The organism is Mycolicibacterium hodleri, from assembly GCF_025822245.1.
GTDB lineage: Bacteria > Actinomycetota > Actinomycetes > Mycobacteriales > Mycobacteriaceae > Mycobacterium > Mycobacterium hodleri.
Genome location: NZ_JACKTL010000005.1, coordinates 120,004 through 134,870, shown reverse-complemented (window position 1 = coordinate 134,870; position 14,867 = coordinate 120,004). Strand labels below are relative to the sequence as shown.

Below are 14,867 nucleotides of genomic sequence, written 5' to 3'. Positions count from 1 at the left end.
CGGGGCCGCGGCGGCGCTGCGGCGGACGTCGCGACGCTGCGCGGCGCCGCCGGCCTTGGCCGTCTCGCGCACCCTGCCGATGACCTGGGCGACGTCGTCCCAGCCCACCCAGCCCGCAAGCTGGCGCGCGTACTCGTCGCGCAGGGTCGGGTCCTTGATTCGTGCCGCCATCGGCACACACCGGCGCAACGCCGACACCCGGCCCTCCGCACTGTCGAGGTCGTGGTCGGCCAGCGCGGTGCGAATCACGAACTCGAACAACGGCGTTCGCCGGGCCACCAGGTCGCGCAGGGCGGCGTCCCCGGACTTCAGCCGCAGATCGCACGGGTCCATGCCCTCGTCGGCGACGGCGACGAACGACTGGCCCGAGAGGTTCTGCTCCCCCTCGAAGGCCTTGACCGCCGCCGCCCGTCCCGCCGCGTCGCCGTCGAAGACGTAGATCAGCTCACCGCGAAAGAAGTTGTCGTCCATCATGAGTCGACGCAACATCGACAGATGCTCCTCGCCGAAGGCGGTGCCGCACGACGCGACCGCCGTCGTCACGCCCGCCAGATGCATGGCCATGACGTCGGTGTACCCCTCCACGACGACGGCCTGATGGCCCTTCGCGATGTCGCGCTTGGCCAGGTCGAGGCCGAACAGGACGTTGGACTTCTTGTAGAGCACCGTCTCCGGGGTGTTCAGGTACTTCGCGGTCATCGTGTCGTCGTCGAAGATCCGGCGCGCACCGAATCCGATGACCTCGTTGCTGCTCGCCCGGATCGGCCACAGCAGACGGCGATTGAAACGATCCCGCGGGCCGCGGCGACCCTCCATCGACAACCCCGCCGCCTCGAGCTCCTTGAACTCGAAACCCTTGCGCAACAAGTGCTTCGTCAAGGTGTCCCAGCCCGAGGGCGCGAACCCGCAGCCGAAGTGCGCGGCCGCCTGCGCGTCGAAGTTGCGTTCGATCAGGTACTGCCTGGCCGGTGCGGCCTCGTCGGACTGCAGCGCCTCGGCGTAGAACGCCTGGGCCGCGGCATTGGCGGCGATCAGCCTGCTGCGACTGCCCTTGTCCCTCTGCACGTTGGTGGTCGAGCCACCGGTGTAGGTGACGGTGTAGTTGATGCGGTCGGCGAGCATCTCGACGGCCTCGACGAAGCTGACGTGTTCGATCTTCTGCAGGAAGGCGTAGACGTCACCGCCCTCGCCGCAGCCGAAGCAATGGAAGTGGCCGTGGTTGGGGCGGACGTGAAACGACGGTGACTTCTCGTCGTGGAACGGGCAGAGCCCCTTCATCGAGTCGGCCCCGGCGCGGCGCAACTGCACGTAGTCGCCGACGAGGTCCTCGATGCGGGTGCTTTCGCGAATGGCCGCGATGTCGCGGTCGGGAATCCGCCCGCCCCGCGTCCCATCGTTCCTGCCTACCGCCACCTGCTCAGTCTAAGGGCCGGGGCGAGCGCGCCTGGTGCACGCGTTCCAGCCGCCCCTCGGTATAGGACGCGATCTGATCGATCACCACCCGCAACCGGGCTCCGTCGTCGGCCGCCGCGGCGAACTCCGGTGCGAATTGGGGGTCGAGGCTGCTCGGGGCTTGCGCCCACAGCGCCAGCGCGACCTCCTGCACGAGGGTGCGTTGGTCTGCCTGGATCTGCAGGTGCTGATGGTCGGACATGATGAACTGCAGCGCCAGCATCTTCAGCACCGCGACCTCGGAGCGCACCAGTGCGGGCACCGCGAGCTCGGTGTCGAAGCGCTTCAGCGGTCCGGCGCCGGCGACTTCCCGGGTCGCGGTGATCGCCGCGTTGGCGAACCGACCGACCAGTTCACTGGTCAACCGTTTGAGCGCGACCGACGCCGCGACGGACCCGTCGTACTTGCCCACCGCCGCCACCACCGGAATCCGGGACAGTCGCTGCGCGGCAGCCAGCAGATCGTCGGAGCGCACGGCGTCGAACGACGCGGCGCCGAGCCGGGCCAACGAGGTGGCCGCGTCGGTGTCGGCCAGCACTCGCAGGTCGATGCGCCCGGAGATCACCCCGTCCTCGACGTCGTGCACCGAGTAGGCGACGTCGTCGGCCCAGTCCATCACCTGGGCCTCCAGGCACGGCCTCCGCTCGGGAGCGCCCTCGCGGACCCAGTCGGCCCAGGGCGTGTCGTCGTCGTAGAAGCCGAACTTGCGGCCGTCACCGCGCGTCCACGGGTACTTCGTGACCGCGTCGAGCGATGCCCTGGTCAGGTTCAGTCCCACTGATCGCCCTTGGGCGTCAAGGACTTTCGGCTCCAACCGGGACAGGATCCGGAAGTTCTGCGCGTTGCCCTCGAAACCGCCGAACGCCTTGGCGATCTCGTTGAGCGCGCGTTCCCCGTTGTGCCCGTACGGCGGATGGCCGATGTCGTGGGCCAGTCCCGCCAGGTCGACCAGGTCGGGGTCGCAGCCCAGGCCGACGGCCATCCCGCGCCCGATCTGCGCCACTTCCAGGGAATGGGTCAGCCGGGTACGCGGGGTGTCGCCCTCCCGGGGACCGACGACCTGGGTCTTGTCGGCAAGTCGCCGAAACGCCGCGCTGTGCAGCACCCGGGCCCGGTCCCTGGCGAAGTCGGTGCGGCGCTCGTTGTCGGTCCCCGGCAGGGCAGCACCCTTCGGCGCCTCGGCCACCGGGCGTTCCCGGTCGAAGGCGTCGTAGCTGTCACTGGAGTGCGTCACCGACGGACAGTCTGCCAGCACGGTCTCGGGTGCCCGTCGGCCGTGGCGCACTACATTGGCGGTCATGAGCAGGAATCCAAGGGCAGCCCGCGTTCTCGGCATGCTTCTCGCGGTACTGACCGTGGGCGCACTGCTGACGCCCACCCTCCCGACGGCCAGCGCCGCACCGCCGCTTCGGCTGACCAACTACGTCACCGACGACGCCGGGGTCCTGGACGCCGGTGCGCTCAGCAGCGTGAAGAGCGCCGTCGACGATCTGTACGACGCCCGCCGCGTCCGACTGTGGGTCGTCTACGTTCCCACCTTCTCCGGCCAGACCGGGACGGCCTGGGCGCAAAGGGCCATGGAGATCAACAACTTCCAGCCCGAGCAGGACGCGATCCTGGCCGTCGCCACCCAGGACCGCGACTACGCGCTGCTGGCCGGCAAGGGCATCATGAGCAATTCCGACCAGGCGGACCTTCGTCGCAACGAGGTCGAACCGGCCTTGCGCAAGGGTGACTGGGCAGGCGCCGCCACCGCCGCGGCGACGGGGTTGAAGAACGGCGGCTCGTCGACCGGAGGCGTGTCGTGGGTGGGCGTCGCCATCTTCCTCGTCGTGATCGCCCTGGCGGTGGTCGCGCTGCTCGTGTGGCAGCGGCGTCGGCGGCGCACGCGCCGCGAAGCCGAGCTCGCCGCCGCCAAACGGGTCGACCCGGCCGACCCCAACGCGCTGTCCTCGCTGTCCCTGGACGCCCTCGACGACCTGTCGAAGTCGATCGTGGTCGAGGTCGACAATGCGGTGCGCACCAGCGACAACGAACTGACCCTGGCGGTCGAGGAATTCGGCGAGCGGGACACCGCCCCGTTCACCAAGGCGGTCGAAGGCGCGAAAACGGCACTGACACAGGCGTTCAACGTCCGGCAGATCCTCGACGACACCATCCCCGAGACGCCGCAGCAGCGTCGCGACCTCCTCACGAGGGTCATCGTCGCGGCCGCAAGGGCCGACGACGAACTCGAGGCGCAGCGCGAGGCCTTCGGCACGTTGCGCGACCTGATCATCAACGCACCGGACCGGCTCGACACCCTCACGCGGCAGATGGTCGACCTGACGGCGCGCATCGAACCCGCCGAACGGACGCTCGCGGCGCTGCACTCGCAGTTCTCCGAGACCGCACTGGCGTCCGTCGCGGGCAACGTCGAGCAGGCCAAACAGCGGTTGTCGTTCGCCGACCAGAGCATCAGCCAGGCCCGGGCGCTCGTCGCCAAGCCGGCGGGCAGCCAAGGCGGGCTGGTCGACGCGATCCGGTCGGCGGAATCCGCGCTGGGCCAGGCCCGCATGTTGCTCGACGCGGTCGACAGCGCTTCGACCGACATCAACCGTGCGGTGGCCACCCTGCCCGCGGCGATCGCCGACATCCAGAACGGCATCACCGCCGCGGCCGGACATCTCGCCCGCGGCGGCGTTCCCCGCGCCGACGAACTGAGCACCGCCCGGGACGCGGCGGTCGCCGCCGTCGCCCACGCGCAGAATGCCGGTACCACCGATCCGCTGGGCACCTTCACCCAGCTGACGCAGGCCGACGCGACCCTCGACCAGCTGCTCGCGGCGATCAGCGACGAGGTCGAGGCCGCCGCCCGGTTGAACCGCGCGCTCGACCAGGCCATGTTCAGCGCGCAGTCGCAAGTGCGATCGGTGTCGGACTTCATCGACACCCGCCGCGGCAGCGTGGGCCCGGAGGCCCGCACTCGATTGGCCGAAGCCGTGCGGCAATTGGACGCGGCCCAGGCGGTGCGGGCCACCAACCCGTCGGAGGGCATCCAACGCGCCAACGGCGCCGCACTGTTGGCGGTGCAGGCCCAGTCGATGGCCAATGCCGACGTCAGCGCCGCCCAGCGGCAGTACACCGGACGCTACGGCGGCGGCGGGTTCGGCGGCGGAGGCGGCAACACCGGTGCCATCCTGGGCGGCATCCTCATCGGCAACCTGCTCTCCGGCGCGCTGCGCGGCGGCATCGGCGGAGGCGGCGGTGGCGACTGGAGCCCGGGATCGTTCGGCGGCTCGGGCGGCGACTGGGGCGGCGGCGGCGGCCGCTTCTAGGCGCCCTTGAGGCGCACCGCGAGGTAGTCCGAGACGGCGTCGATCGACACGCGTTCCTGCGTCATCGCGTCACGCTCGCGGATCGTCACCGCATGGTCGGTGAGCGAGTCGAAGTCCAGCGTCACGCAGAACGGCGTGCCGATCTCGTCCTGGCGTCGGTACCGGCGGCCGATCGCACCCGCGTCGTCGAACTCGATGTTCCAGCTCTTGCGGAGCTCGGCGGCGAGATCCTTGGCCTTGGGCGACAGGTCGGCGTTGCGCGACAACGGCAACACCGCGGCCTTGACAGGCGCGAGCCGCGGATCGAGCTTCAACACCGTGCGCTTGTCGATGCCGCCCTTGGCGTTGGGGGCCTCGTCTTCGTGATACGCGTCGACCAGGAAGGCCATCAACGAGCGGGTCAGGCCGGCCGCCGGCTCGATGACGTACGGCGTGTAGCGCGTCTCGGTGGCCTGGTCGTAGAACGACAGGTCGGTGCCGGAAGCCGTTGAGTGGTTGGACAAGTCGTGGTCGGTGCGGTTGGCGACGCCCTCGAGCTCACCCCACGGGTTGCCCGCGAAGCCGAACTTGTACTCGATGTCGACGGTGCGGTCCGAGTAGTGAGCGAGCTTGTCCTTCGGCACCTCGTAGAGCCGCAGGTTGTCCGGGTCGATGCCGAGGTCGACGTACCACTGCAGCCGGGCGTCGATCCAATACTGGTGCCACTCGGGCGCCATCGACGGCTCGACGAAGAACTCCATCTCCATCTGCTCGAACTCGCGAGTGCGGAAGATGAAGTTGCCCGGGGTGATCTCGTTGCGGAAGCTCTTGCCGATCTGGCCGATGCCGAACGGCGGCTTGCGTCGCGACGTCGTCACCACGTTGGCGAAGTTGACGAAGATGCCCTGGGCCGTCTCGGGGCGCAGGTAGTGGATGCCCTCTTCGCTCTCGATCGGGCCGAGGTAGGTCTTGAGCATCATGTTGAAGTCGCGGGGCTCGGTCCACTGGCCCTTGGTGCCGCAGTCCGGGCAGACGATCTCGGCCATCGACACGGCATCGGGGTCGTCGAGGCCCTTCTTCTGCGCGTAGGCCTCTTGCAGATGATCCTGGCGGTGCCGTTTGTGGCAGTTCAGGCATTCGATCAGCGGGTCGTTGAACGTCGCGACGTGACCGGAGGCCACCCACACCTCGCGCGGCAGGATGATCGAGCTGTCCAGGCCGACGACGTCGTCGCGGCCGGTGACGACGGACCGCCACCACTGCCGCTTGATGTTCTCCTTGAGCTCGACGCCCAGTGGGCCGTAGTCCCACGCCGACTTGGTGCCGCCGTAGATCTCGCCCGCTTGGTAGACGAGGCCACGGCGCTTCGCGAGATTGGCAACGGTGTCGATGATGGAGGCCACGGGTGAACAGCGTAGCGGGCCACGCTCGGTCGATTGACATGCGCGTCCACGCATGTATTCTGGGCCGTAATGAAAACGGTTTCCAAGTCAACCGTGCCTGCGCCCGCCGACCCCGCATTGACAGACGGCGAGCACGCCGACCACGTCCACGGCGCCGCACCCGCCGTCGAGGTGCCGCCGCGCGCAGTGCTGGACCACTCCGGTGACCTGTTGCGCGCGCTGGCCGCACCCGTCCGCATCGCGATCGTGCTCCAGCTGCGTGAATCCTCGCGGTGCGTGCACGAGCTGGTCGACGTGCTCGCCGTCGCGCAGCCGCTGGTCAGCCAGCATCTGCGCATCCTGAAGTCCGCCGGGGTGGTCGCCGGGGAGCGCAGCGGCCGTGAGGTGCGCTACCGCCTGGTCGACCATCACCTCAGTGACATCGTGCTGGCCGCGGTGGCCCATGCGGGTGAATACGCACACCACCACGAGGGAGGCGAATCCCGATGAGCACCACCGTCGTCCGTGCCACACGCCAACGCGCCGCCATCTCGGCCCTGCTGGAGAACGTCGAGGAATTCCGGTCGGCCCAGGAACTTCACGACGAACTGCGACGCCGGGGCGAGGGCATCGGCCTGACCACCGTCTACCGCACGCTGCAGTCGATGGCGGCCGCCGGGCTGCTCGACACGTTGCGCACCGATTCGGGCGAATCGGTCTACCGCCGGTGTTCCGAGCACCACCACCATCACCTGGTGTGCCGCACGTGCGGCACCACGGTCGAGGTGGAGGGTGCCGCAGCCGAGACGTGGGCCACGGAAGTTGCTGCCCTGCACGGTTTTTCCGACGTCAGCCACACGATCGAGATCTTCGGCGTGTGCGCGGAGTGCGCCGCGACCGTCAGCTGAGGCCGTCGCGCGCCAGCGCCAGCACGGTCTGTGCCGTCAACGGGGCCAGCTCGACGCCGTCCGGCTCGTGCGGGTCGACCCAGATGACTTCCTCGATCTCGGCGGCCGCCCGCGGCACGCCGACGAGCGTGACCAGGAACAGATCCGCGTCGACGACGTGACCGGGTTCGTTGGCCGCCTCGGCGGTGAACCGGCCGAGCGGTCGGGCCGACCCGTCGTCGACCCCGGTGCCCAGCTCCTCGCGGACCTCGCGGACGAGCGCATCCAGCGGCTCCTCACCCGGCTCGATCTTGCCGCCCGGCTGCATGAAGGCCGTCGTCCCGCGCTTGCGGACGACGAGCACGCGGCGGCGATCGTCGAGGACGACGGCCGCGACGATGCGAATCACCCTCACTGGGTCAGGACGCGCCGAACCTCGGCGCCGGTGGTGAGCACCAACAGGACGAGCGTGCGCAACGCGTCCTCGGACAGGCCCGCGGCCGGAAAGTTGTAGCGCAGCATCACGTCTGCGACGGTCTCGTCGGCCGGCTTGCCCACCAACGTCACCGTTCCGAGCATCACCTGAGCCGCCTGCTCGGCCACCCGATCGCGAATCTCGTTGGACAGCGGCAGATCCCATGCCAGCGGCTGAGTAAGCGACACCATCTCCAGACCCTCGGCGATCACCACCACACGCAGGGACGCCACCAGACCGTCCACCGTGACGGTGAGGGCGCCGTCGGACTCCGAGACCAGCGTCGTCGCCTCCCCCAGCGCGGAGGTCAACCGTTCCAGCAGCGACATCAGGCTCGACCGAACCTTCTGTTGCGGTTCACGTACTCCATGCACGCCTCCCACAGGTCACGCCGGTCGTAGTCGGGCCACAGCTTCTCCTGGAAGACGAACTCGGCATACGCGGCCTGCCACAGCAGGAAGTTGCTCGCCCGCTGCTCACCGGAGGTGCGGATGAACAGGTCGACGTCCGGAATGTCGTCGCGGTGCAGGTGCTTGGCGAAGGAGGCCTCGTTGATGCGATTCGGCTTGATCTTGCCGTCGGCCGCCAGCTGAGCCAATTCCTGTGCGGCTTCGATGATCTCGGTGCGGCCACCGTAGTTCACGCAGTAGTTGATGGTGATGACGTCGTTGCCAACCGTCATCTTCTCGGCGATGTCGAACTCCTTGATGACGCTGCTCCACATCCGCGGCCGCGATCCGACCCACCGCATCCGCACGCCCATCGCGTTGAGGTTCTCGCGACGGCGGCGCACCACCTCGCGGTTGAAGCCCATCAGGAACCGCACCTCTTCGGTGCTCCGCTTCCAGTTCTCCGTGGAGAACGCATACACGGTGAGGTGCTTGACGCCGATCTCGATCGCGCCGCAGGTGATGTCGATCAGCACCGCCTCGCCCATCTTGTGGCCCTCGGTGCGGCCGAGTCCACGCTGGGTGGCCCACCGGCCGTTGCCGTCCATCACCACCGCGACGTGGTTGGGCACCTGACCCGCGGGGATCAGCGGCGCGGATTCCTTGGACGTGTGCTGCGGCGGACGGGAGAACCTGCCGTTGGTGTGCGGCGGCAGCTCGGGAAAGACGACCGGCCAGGAGGTCTTGTCCGGGAACGTCGGGTAGTCCTCAGGCGCCGGAGGCAACTGCGGGTAGGTCTCCTTCTTGCCCTTGCCCCTTGTCGTAGCCATGTGCCTCATCCTGCCCGAAGGGGCCACTCGGCGGTTCGGCGGGCAGGAGCGGAGCGACTCGGGATCTGAGGGCGTCGACCGTCCGATCGACGCGGTACGCGCGCTCGACCAGCGGCAAGGTACGCAATTGGCGCTCGAGGTGCCACTGCAGGTGCGCGGCCACTAGTCCGCTGGCCTGGCTACGGTACGACTCGGTCGACGCCTCGGCCGCGGGCCAGTCGCCGTCGTGCAGGGCCGACATCAGGTCGATCACCCCCTGCGGCGGCGTCACCGAACCGGACGGCCGGCAGTGCATGCACACGCTGCCGCCCGCGGCGACGTGGAAGGCCCGGTGTGGCCCGGGCGCCGCGCAGCGCGCACATTCGGTGAGCGACGGGGCCCAGCCCGCAATGCCCATGGCCCGCAACAGGTATGCGTCGAGGACGAGTTCGCGCGGCCGGGTGCCGTCGGCGACGGCGCGCAATGCCGCCACGGTGAGCCGGTGCAGGGCAGGCGACGGGGCACGTTCCTCACCGGCCAGCCGCTCGGCCGTCTCCAGCACCGCGCACCCGCTGGTGTACCGCCCGTATTCGCTGACGATGTCGCCGGCAAACGCGTCGATGGCCTGCACCTGGGTGACCACGTCCAGGTTTCGGCCCGGATAGAGCTGGACGTGGATGTGCGCGAACGGCTCCAGCCTGGCACCGAACTTGCTGCGGGTCCGGCGCACGCCCTTGGCCACGGCGCGAACCAATCCGTGCTCGAGGGTGAGCAGCGTCACGATCCGGTCGGCCTCGCCGAGCTTGTGCTGGCGCAGCACGACCGCTCGATCCCGGTACAACCGCATGCACACAGTGTTCCACCTCGGTCCGACCACCCGCACCGACCACGCCGGGGAGGGTGGTCCGGATATTCTCGACTCAAATGTCAGCCACCTCCTCCCCCGGGGCGAGCACGCGGCCCCACGGCAAGCACCTCCCCACCCTGACTCAGCTGCAGTTCCGACTGGCCAGCGGCAAAGTCACGTCCGTCGACCTCACCACCCGCTCGCTGAAGGCGATCCAGGCAAGCCAGTCCACCCTCAACGCCTTCCGCGTGGTCCTGACCGAGCAGGCGCTCGCCGACGCCGCCGCTGCCGACCGCAAACGCGCTGCGGGACAAGATCTCCCCCTCTTGGGCATCCCGATCGCGGTCAAGGACGACGTCGACGTCGCGGGGGTGCCCACCCGCTTCGGCACGTCCGGTGACGTTCCACCGGCCACGGCCGACGCCGAGGTGGTCCGTCGGCTGCGCGCCGCGGGCGCCGTCATCGTCGGCAAGACCAACACCTGCGAGCTCGGCCAGTGGCCGTTCACCAGCGGGCCGTCGTTCGGGCACACGCGCAACCCCTGGTCGGCCGAGCACACCCCCGGCGGGTCCTCCGGTGGCAGCGCCGCCGCGGTGGCCGCCGGCCTGGTCACCGCGGCCATCGGATCCGACGGCGCGGGCAGTGTGCGCATCCCCGCCGCCTGGACCCACCTCGTCGGCATCAAGCCCCAGCGCGGCCGCATCTCCACCTGGCCGCTGCCCGAGGCCTTCAACGGCATCACCGTCAACGGCGTCCTGGCCCGCACCGTCGTCGACGCGGCCCTGGTCCTCGACGCGGCGTCCGGAAACGCCGACGGAGACCGGCACCGGCCCCCACCGATCACCGCCGCCGAGTACGTCAGCCAGCCACCGGGCCCGTTGACCGTAGCAATGTCGACGAAGTTTCCCTTCACGGGCTTTCGGGCCACGCTTCATCCCGAGATCCGGGCGGCGCTGGAGAAGATGGCCGGACAGCTCGAGCACCTCGGCCACACGGTGCGCGCCGCCGACCCGGACTACGGCCTCCGCACGTCGTGGGACTTCCTGTCCCGTTCGACGTCGGGACTGCTCGAGTGGACGCACCGGCTCGGACCCGGCGTGACGTTCGACAAGCGCACCACCGCCAACGCGAGAATCGGGCGGCTGCTCTCGGAGAAGGTGCTGCGCGACGCCCGCCGGCGCGAGGCGGAGTCGCAGCGTCGCATCGGCTGGATCTTCAACCTCGCCGACGTGATCCTCGCCCCGACGACGGCCCTGCCGCCGCCGAAGGTCCACGACTTCGACCGGCGCGGCGGGCTGTCGACCGACCGCGCGATGATCCGCGCGTGCCCCGTGACGTGGCCGTGGAACCTTCTCGGGTGGCCGTCGATCAACGTCCCGGCCGGGTTCACCTCAGACGGACTGCCGATCGGCGTTCAGCTGATGGGACCTGCCGGCAGCGAGCCGCTGCTGGTGTCGTTGGCGGCCGCACTCGAGGCGAGCGGCGCCTGGCGGGCCGACGAGCCCGAGGTCTGGTGGGGCACTCCCGAAGACTAGAAGCCAAGCCTGCCAAGCTGTTTGGGGTCGCGCTGCCAGTTCTTGGCGATCTTGACCCGCAGGTCCAGATAGACCTTCGTGCCGAGCAGCGTCTCGATCTGTTCGCGGGCGGCGGTGCCGACCTCGCGCAGGCGTGCCCCGCCCTTGCCGATGACGATGCCCTTTTGGGAGTCCCGTTCGACGTACAGGATCGCGTGGACGTCGATGAGGTCGTCTCGTCCCTCCCGCTGCTCCACCTCGTCGATCACCACGGCCAGCGAGTGCGGCAGCTCGTCGCGGACCCCCTCGAGTGCCGCCTCGCGGATCAGCTCGGCCATGAGGACTTCCTCCGGCTCGTCGGTCAGCTCCCCGTCCGGGTAGAACGCCGGGCCGGGCGGCAGCTGCGCGGCAAGCACGTCGGTCAGCACGTCGACCTGCTCACCCGAGGTGGCCGACACGGGCACGATCTCCGCGGTGCCGCCGGTCAACTCGCTGACGGCGAGAAGCTGCGCGGCCACCTTCTCCTTGGACACCTTGTCGATCTTCGTCACCACCACCATGAACGTGGTCCGCGGTGCGACCGCCCGAATCTGCTCGTAGATCCACCGGTCCCCCGGGCCGATGGCTTCGTCGGCGGGGATGCAGAGCCCGATCACGTCGACCTGCGAGTAGGTGGCCTTCACCAGCTCGTTGAGACGCTCCCCCAGCAGGGTTCGCGGCCGGTGCAGCCCGGGGGTGTCGACGAGGATGATCTGAAACTCGGGACGGTGCACGATGCCGCGGATGGTGTGGCGCGTGGTCTGCGGTCGGTTCGACGTGATCGCGACCTTGGTGCCCACCAGGGCGTTGGTCAAGGTCGACTTGCCGGTGTTGGGCCGGCCGACGAAACAGACGAAGCCGGAGCGGAATTCGCTCATTGGTCGTCTTCTTCCTGCTCGGTGGGTTTGACGAGGACGGTGCCGATGCGCACCCGGCCGCGGTGGTCCCGACCACCCTCGGCGCGCAGGCGCAGCGCGTCCCACGTCACCTCCACGCCGGGCAGCGGCACGCGACCCAGCTCGTGGGCCAACAGACCTCCCACGGTGTCGACGTCGAGGTCGTCGTCGAGTTCGAGCTCGTAGAGTTCGGCGAGATCCTCCAGCGGCAATCGCGCACTCACGCGGAACTGCTTGTCGCCCAAGTCTTCGACGGGTGCGACCTCGTCGGTGTCGTATTCGTCGGCGATCTCGCCGACGATCTCCTCAAGCACGTCCTCGATGGTGACCAGCCCCGCGATCGCCCCGTACTCGTCGACCAGCAGCGCCATGTGGTTGCGGTCCTTCTGCATTTCGCGCAGCAGCGCGTCCAGGGGCTTGGAGTCGGGAACGAACACGGGTGGGCGCATCACCTCACCGACCCTGGTGTCGATGCCGCCGTTGCTGTAGTAGGTCTGCTCGACGAGGTCCTTGAGGAAGACGACGCCGACGATGTCGTCGACGTTCTCCCCGACGACGGGTAGCCGAGAGTGCCCGCTGCGCACCGCAAGTGAGGTCGCTTGGCCGGCGGTCTTGTCGCCTTCGATCCACACCATCTCGGTGCGGGGCACCATCACTTCGCGGGCCAGGGTGTCACCGAGTTCGAAGACCGACTGGATCATCCGTCGCTCGTCGTCGGCGACGACGCCCCGCTGCTGGGCGAGGTCGACGACCTCCCGCAACTCGATCTCCGAGGCGAACGGGCCGTTGCGGAAGCCGACGCCCGGGGTCAGCGCGTTGCCGATCAACACCAGCAGCCGGCTGATCGGGGTCAGCAGCACCGAAATCGCTTGCAGCGGAAGGGCTGCGCCAAGCGCGATGGAGTACGCATGTTGCCTGCCCAGCGTGCGCGGCCCCACGCCGATGGCGACGAAGCTGACCACCACCATGATGGCCGCGGCCGCGAGCAGACCCCACTTCAGGCCGAGGTCCTCGTACAGGAAGGCGACCAGCAGGACGGTCGCCGCCGTCTCGCACGTGATGCGCAACAACACGATGAGGTTGACGTAGCGCGGCCGGTCGTCGGTCAGGCGGGCCAGCCGGGCGGCGCCGGGGCGCTCGTCGCGGACCATCTCGTCGATCCGGGCGATCGACACCGTGCTGATGGCGGCGTCCACCGCGGCAAAGACACCGCCGAGCGCGATGAGCGCGAGAGCTCCGACGAGAGAGGCTATTCCGGTCACGGTTCGTCGAAGAACTGGGACTTGTCCAACAGTTTGCGATCCTTTTCGCTCTGCCGGTCTTGGTGATAGGCGGCGACCTGGTCGGCCACCCACTCCTCGAGCAGTTCGCGCTGCAGCGCGAACATCTCCTTCTCCTCGTCGGGCTCGGCGTGGTCGTACCCGAGAAGGTGCAGCACGCCGTGCACGGTCAGCAGGGCGAGTTCTTGGCCCAGCGAATGCCCGGCCTTCTCGGCCTGGGTGGCCGCGAACTCCGGACACAGCACGATGTCGCCGAGCATCGACGGTCCCGGCTCCGGTGCGTCAGGACGACCACCCGGCTCCAGCTCGTCCATCGGGAAGCTCATGACGTCGGTCGGGCCAGGCAGGTCCATCCACCGCATGTGCAGGTCGGCCATCGCGGGCGTGTCGAGCAGAACCATCGACAGCTCGGCACCGGGGTTGACGTCCATCTTGGCGATGACGAACCGTGCGACGCTGACCAATTCGTTCTCGGCGACGTCGACGCCCGACTCGTTGGACACCTCGATGCTCATCGGCGCTGCCTTCCCGTGCCGGATCGGCGCTCGGCCCGGTTCATCGCGGGCGCTTCGGAGCGCGCGTAGGCGTCGACGATCTCGGAGACCAGCCGGTGCCGCACGACGTCGGCACTGGTGAGCTCGGAGAAGTAGATGTCGTCGATGTGGTCCAGGATTTCCATCGCGGCGCTCAGACCCGACTTGGCGCCGTGCAGGTCGACCTGCGTGGAGTCGCCGGTGACCACGATCTTCGAGCCGAAGCCCAGCCGGGTGAGGAACATCTTCATCTGCTCCGGCGTGGTGTTCTGCGCCTCGTCGAGGATGATGAAGGCGTCGTTCAGCGAGCGGCCCCGCATGTACGCCAGCGGCGCGACCTCGATCACGCCCGCGCTCATCAGCTTGGGGATCAGCTCCGCGTCCATCATGTCGTGCAGCGCGTCGTACAACGGCCGCAGGTAGGGATCGATCTTCTCGCTCAACGTGCCGGGCAGGAAGCCGAGGCGTTCGCCGGCCTCCACCGCGGGACGGGTGAGGATGATGCGCGAAACCTGTTTGGTCTGAAGGGCGTTGACCGCCTTGGCCATTGCCAGATAGGTCTTTCCGGTGCCGGCCGGTCCGATGCCGAACACGATGGTGTGCGCGTCGATCGCGTCGACGTAGTGCTTCTGGTTGAGCGTCTTGGGCCTGATCGTCTTGCCGCGCCGCGACAGGATGTCGAGGGTCAGCACGTCGGCGGGTGACTCGTTGCCGATGCCGGTGACCATGCCGACGCTCGTCCGCACGGCCTCCGGGGTCAGCGTCTGCCCGCGCGACACCACGGCGATCAACTCGGTCATGACCCGCTCGGCGAGCGCGACGTCGGCGGACTCGCCGGACAGCGTGACGGCGTTGCCGCGCACGTGGATGTCGGCGGTGAGCAGGCCTTCCAGGGCGCGCAGGTTCTCGTCGGCGGAGCCAAGCAGCCCCACCATCAGGTCGGGCGGAACACTTATGTTGCTACGCACGGTGCTGTCCGAGGCGGTGCTGTTCGAAGCGGCGGTCGTCTCGCGGGGCGTCACGTGGTGTTCAGTGCCTGCTTTCCGTGCTCAGATCATTGCTGTCTAC

15 protein-coding genes are annotated in these 14,867 nt (G+C 68.9%); 4 read left to right on the top strand and 11 right to left on the bottom strand.

What is annotated here, in order from left to right; all coding sequences use genetic code 11:
• Together dnaG and H7J06_RS01030 are read right to left on the bottom strand one after the other, a co-directional pair.
• Positions 1-1,413 (bottom strand): DNA primase (gene dnaG / locus H7J06_RS01035; protein WP_264036182.1); only part of this gene is annotated, 1,413 nt, incomplete at its 3' end.
• 4 nt (positions 1,414-1,417) lie between these two features.
• Positions 1,418-2,752 carry a deoxyguanosinetriphosphate triphosphohydrolase gene (locus H7J06_RS01030; protein ID WP_264036180.1) on the bottom strand — a complete coding sequence of 445 codons (1,335 nt, stop codon included), beginning with the start codon at positions 2,750-2,752 and terminating at the stop codon, positions 1,418-1,420.
• Here H7J06_RS01030 and H7J06_RS01025 point away from each other — a divergent pair.
• Positions 2,751-4,769 carry a TPM domain-containing protein gene (locus H7J06_RS01025; protein ID WP_264036178.1) on the top strand — a complete coding sequence of 673 codons (2,019 nt, stop codon included), beginning with the start codon at positions 2,751-2,753 and terminating at the stop codon, positions 4,767-4,769. The two genes, H7J06_RS01030 and H7J06_RS01025, sit on opposite strands and share 2 nt — an antisense overlap.
• Here H7J06_RS01025 and H7J06_RS01020 read toward each other — a convergent pair.
• Positions 4,766-6,151 carry a glycine--tRNA ligase gene (locus tag H7J06_RS01020; RefSeq protein ID WP_308205665.1) on the bottom strand — a complete coding sequence of 462 codons (1,386 nt, stop codon included), beginning with the start codon at positions 6,149-6,151 and terminating at the stop codon, positions 4,766-4,768. The two genes, H7J06_RS01025 and H7J06_RS01020, sit on opposite strands and share 4 nt — an antisense overlap.
• 69 nt (positions 6,152-6,220) lie before the next feature.
• Here H7J06_RS01020 and H7J06_RS01015 point away from each other — a divergent pair, with 69 nt between their 5' ends.
• Complete coding sequence (locus H7J06_RS01015; protein ID WP_264036174.1) at positions 6,221-6,640, top strand: ArsR/SmtB family transcription factor; 420 nt, start codon at positions 6,221-6,223, stop codon at positions 6,638-6,640.
• The gene (locus tag H7J06_RS01010; RefSeq protein WP_264036172.1) at positions 6,637-7,038 is read left to right on the top strand and encodes a Fur family transcriptional regulator; all 402 of its coding nucleotides are present in this window, start codon (positions 6,637-6,639) and stop codon (positions 7,036-7,038) included. The genes H7J06_RS01015 and H7J06_RS01010 overlap by 4 nt, the downstream gene beginning before the upstream one ends.
• On the opposite strand, the gene H7J06_RS01005 is transcribed toward H7J06_RS01010, so the two are convergent.
• Genes H7J06_RS01005 through recO form a run of 4 tightly spaced genes read right to left on the bottom strand, consistent with a single transcriptional unit; the run spans position 7,031 to position 9,537 of the window.
• A complete protein-coding gene (locus H7J06_RS01005; RefSeq protein ID WP_264036170.1) occupies positions 7,031-7,432 on the bottom strand; it encodes an NUDIX hydrolase in 402 nt (133 codons plus the stop codon). The genes H7J06_RS01010 and H7J06_RS01005 overlap by 8 nt on opposite strands.
• The gene (locus H7J06_RS01000; protein WP_264036195.1) at positions 7,429-7,824 is read right to left on the bottom strand and encodes a hypothetical protein; all 396 of its coding nucleotides are present in this window, start codon (positions 7,822-7,824) and stop codon (positions 7,429-7,431) included. The genes H7J06_RS01005 and H7J06_RS01000 overlap by 4 nt, the downstream gene beginning before the upstream one ends.
• Positions 7,821-8,711, bottom strand: coding sequence for a decaprenyl diphosphate synthase (locus H7J06_RS00995; protein WP_264036168.1), 891 nt, complete (start codon positions 8,709-8,711; stop codon positions 7,821-7,823). The genes H7J06_RS01000 and H7J06_RS00995 overlap by 4 nt, the downstream gene beginning before the upstream one ends.
• Positions 8,650-9,537: a DNA repair protein RecO gene (gene recO / locus H7J06_RS00990; protein WP_264036166.1), complete on the bottom strand. Its 888-nt coding sequence runs from the start codon at positions 9,535-9,537 to the stop codon at positions 8,650-8,652. The genes H7J06_RS00995 and recO overlap by 62 nt, the downstream gene beginning before the upstream one ends.
• 77 nt (positions 9,538-9,614) lie before the next feature.
• On the opposite strand from recO, the gene H7J06_RS00985 reads away from it, so the two are divergent.
• Positions 9,615-11,072, top strand: coding sequence for an amidase (locus H7J06_RS00985; protein WP_264036164.1), 1,458 nt, complete (start codon positions 9,615-9,617; stop codon positions 11,070-11,072).
• On the opposite strand, the gene era is transcribed toward H7J06_RS00985, so the two are convergent.
• Genes era through H7J06_RS00965 form a run of 4 tightly spaced genes read right to left on the bottom strand, consistent with a single transcriptional unit; the run spans position 11,069 to position 14,821 of the window.
• Positions 11,069-11,968 carry a GTPase Era gene (era, locus tag H7J06_RS00980; protein ID WP_264036163.1) on the bottom strand — a complete coding sequence of 300 codons (900 nt, stop codon included), beginning with the start codon at positions 11,966-11,968 and terminating at the stop codon, positions 11,069-11,071. The two genes, H7J06_RS00985 and era, sit on opposite strands and share 4 nt — an antisense overlap.
• Positions 11,965-13,248, bottom strand: coding sequence for a hemolysin family protein (locus H7J06_RS00975; RefSeq protein ID WP_264036161.1), 1,284 nt, complete (start codon positions 13,246-13,248; stop codon positions 11,965-11,967). The genes era and H7J06_RS00975 overlap by 4 nt, the downstream gene beginning before the upstream one ends.
• Positions 13,245-13,781, bottom strand: a complete 537-nt coding sequence (gene ybeY, locus H7J06_RS00970; RefSeq protein WP_264036159.1) for an rRNA maturation RNase YbeY — start codon at positions 13,779-13,781, stop codon at positions 13,245-13,247. The genes H7J06_RS00975 and ybeY overlap by 4 nt, the downstream gene beginning before the upstream one ends.
• Positions 13,778-14,821: a PhoH family protein gene (locus tag H7J06_RS00965; RefSeq protein ID WP_264036158.1), complete on the bottom strand. Its 1,044-nt coding sequence runs from the start codon at positions 14,819-14,821 to the stop codon at positions 13,778-13,780. The genes ybeY and H7J06_RS00965 overlap by 4 nt, the downstream gene beginning before the upstream one ends.
• Positions 14,822-14,867: the final 46 nt, after the last annotated feature.

What these genes read in the sequence shown, in the direction of transcription:
- H7J06_RS01010 (WP_264036172.1), top strand. Translation starts at nt 6,637, where the DNA reads ATGAGCACCACCGTCGTCCGTGCCACACGCCAACGCGCCGCCATCTCG.
- ybeY (WP_264036159.1), bottom strand. Translation starts at nt 13,781, where the DNA reads ATGAGCATCGAGGTGTCCAACGAGTCGGGCGTCGACGTCGCCGAGAAC.
- H7J06_RS00995 (WP_264036168.1), bottom strand. Translation starts at nt 8,711, where the DNA reads ATGGCTACGACAAGGGGCAAGGGCAAGAAGGAGACCTACCCGCAGTTG.
- H7J06_RS00985 (WP_264036164.1), top strand. Translation starts at nt 9,615, where the DNA reads ATGTCAGCCACCTCCTCCCCCGGGGCGAGCACGCGGCCCCACGGCAAG.
- H7J06_RS01015 (WP_264036174.1), top strand. Translation starts at nt 6,221, where the DNA reads ATGAAAACGGTTTCCAAGTCAACCGTGCCTGCGCCCGCCGACCCCGCA.
- H7J06_RS01025 (WP_264036178.1), top strand. Translation starts at nt 2,751, where the DNA reads ATGAGCAGGAATCCAAGGGCAGCCCGCGTTCTCGGCATGCTTCTCGCG.
- H7J06_RS01030 (WP_264036180.1), bottom strand. Translation starts at nt 2,752, where the DNA reads ATGACCGCCAATGTAGTGCGCCACGGCCGACGGGCACCCGAGACCGTG.
- recO (WP_264036166.1), bottom strand. Translation starts at nt 9,537, where the DNA reads ATGCGGTTGTACCGGGATCGAGCGGTCGTGCTGCGCCAGCACAAGCTC.
- era (WP_264036163.1), bottom strand. Translation starts at nt 11,968, where the DNA reads ATGAGCGAATTCCGCTCCGGCTTCGTCTGTTTCGTCGGCCGGCCCAAC.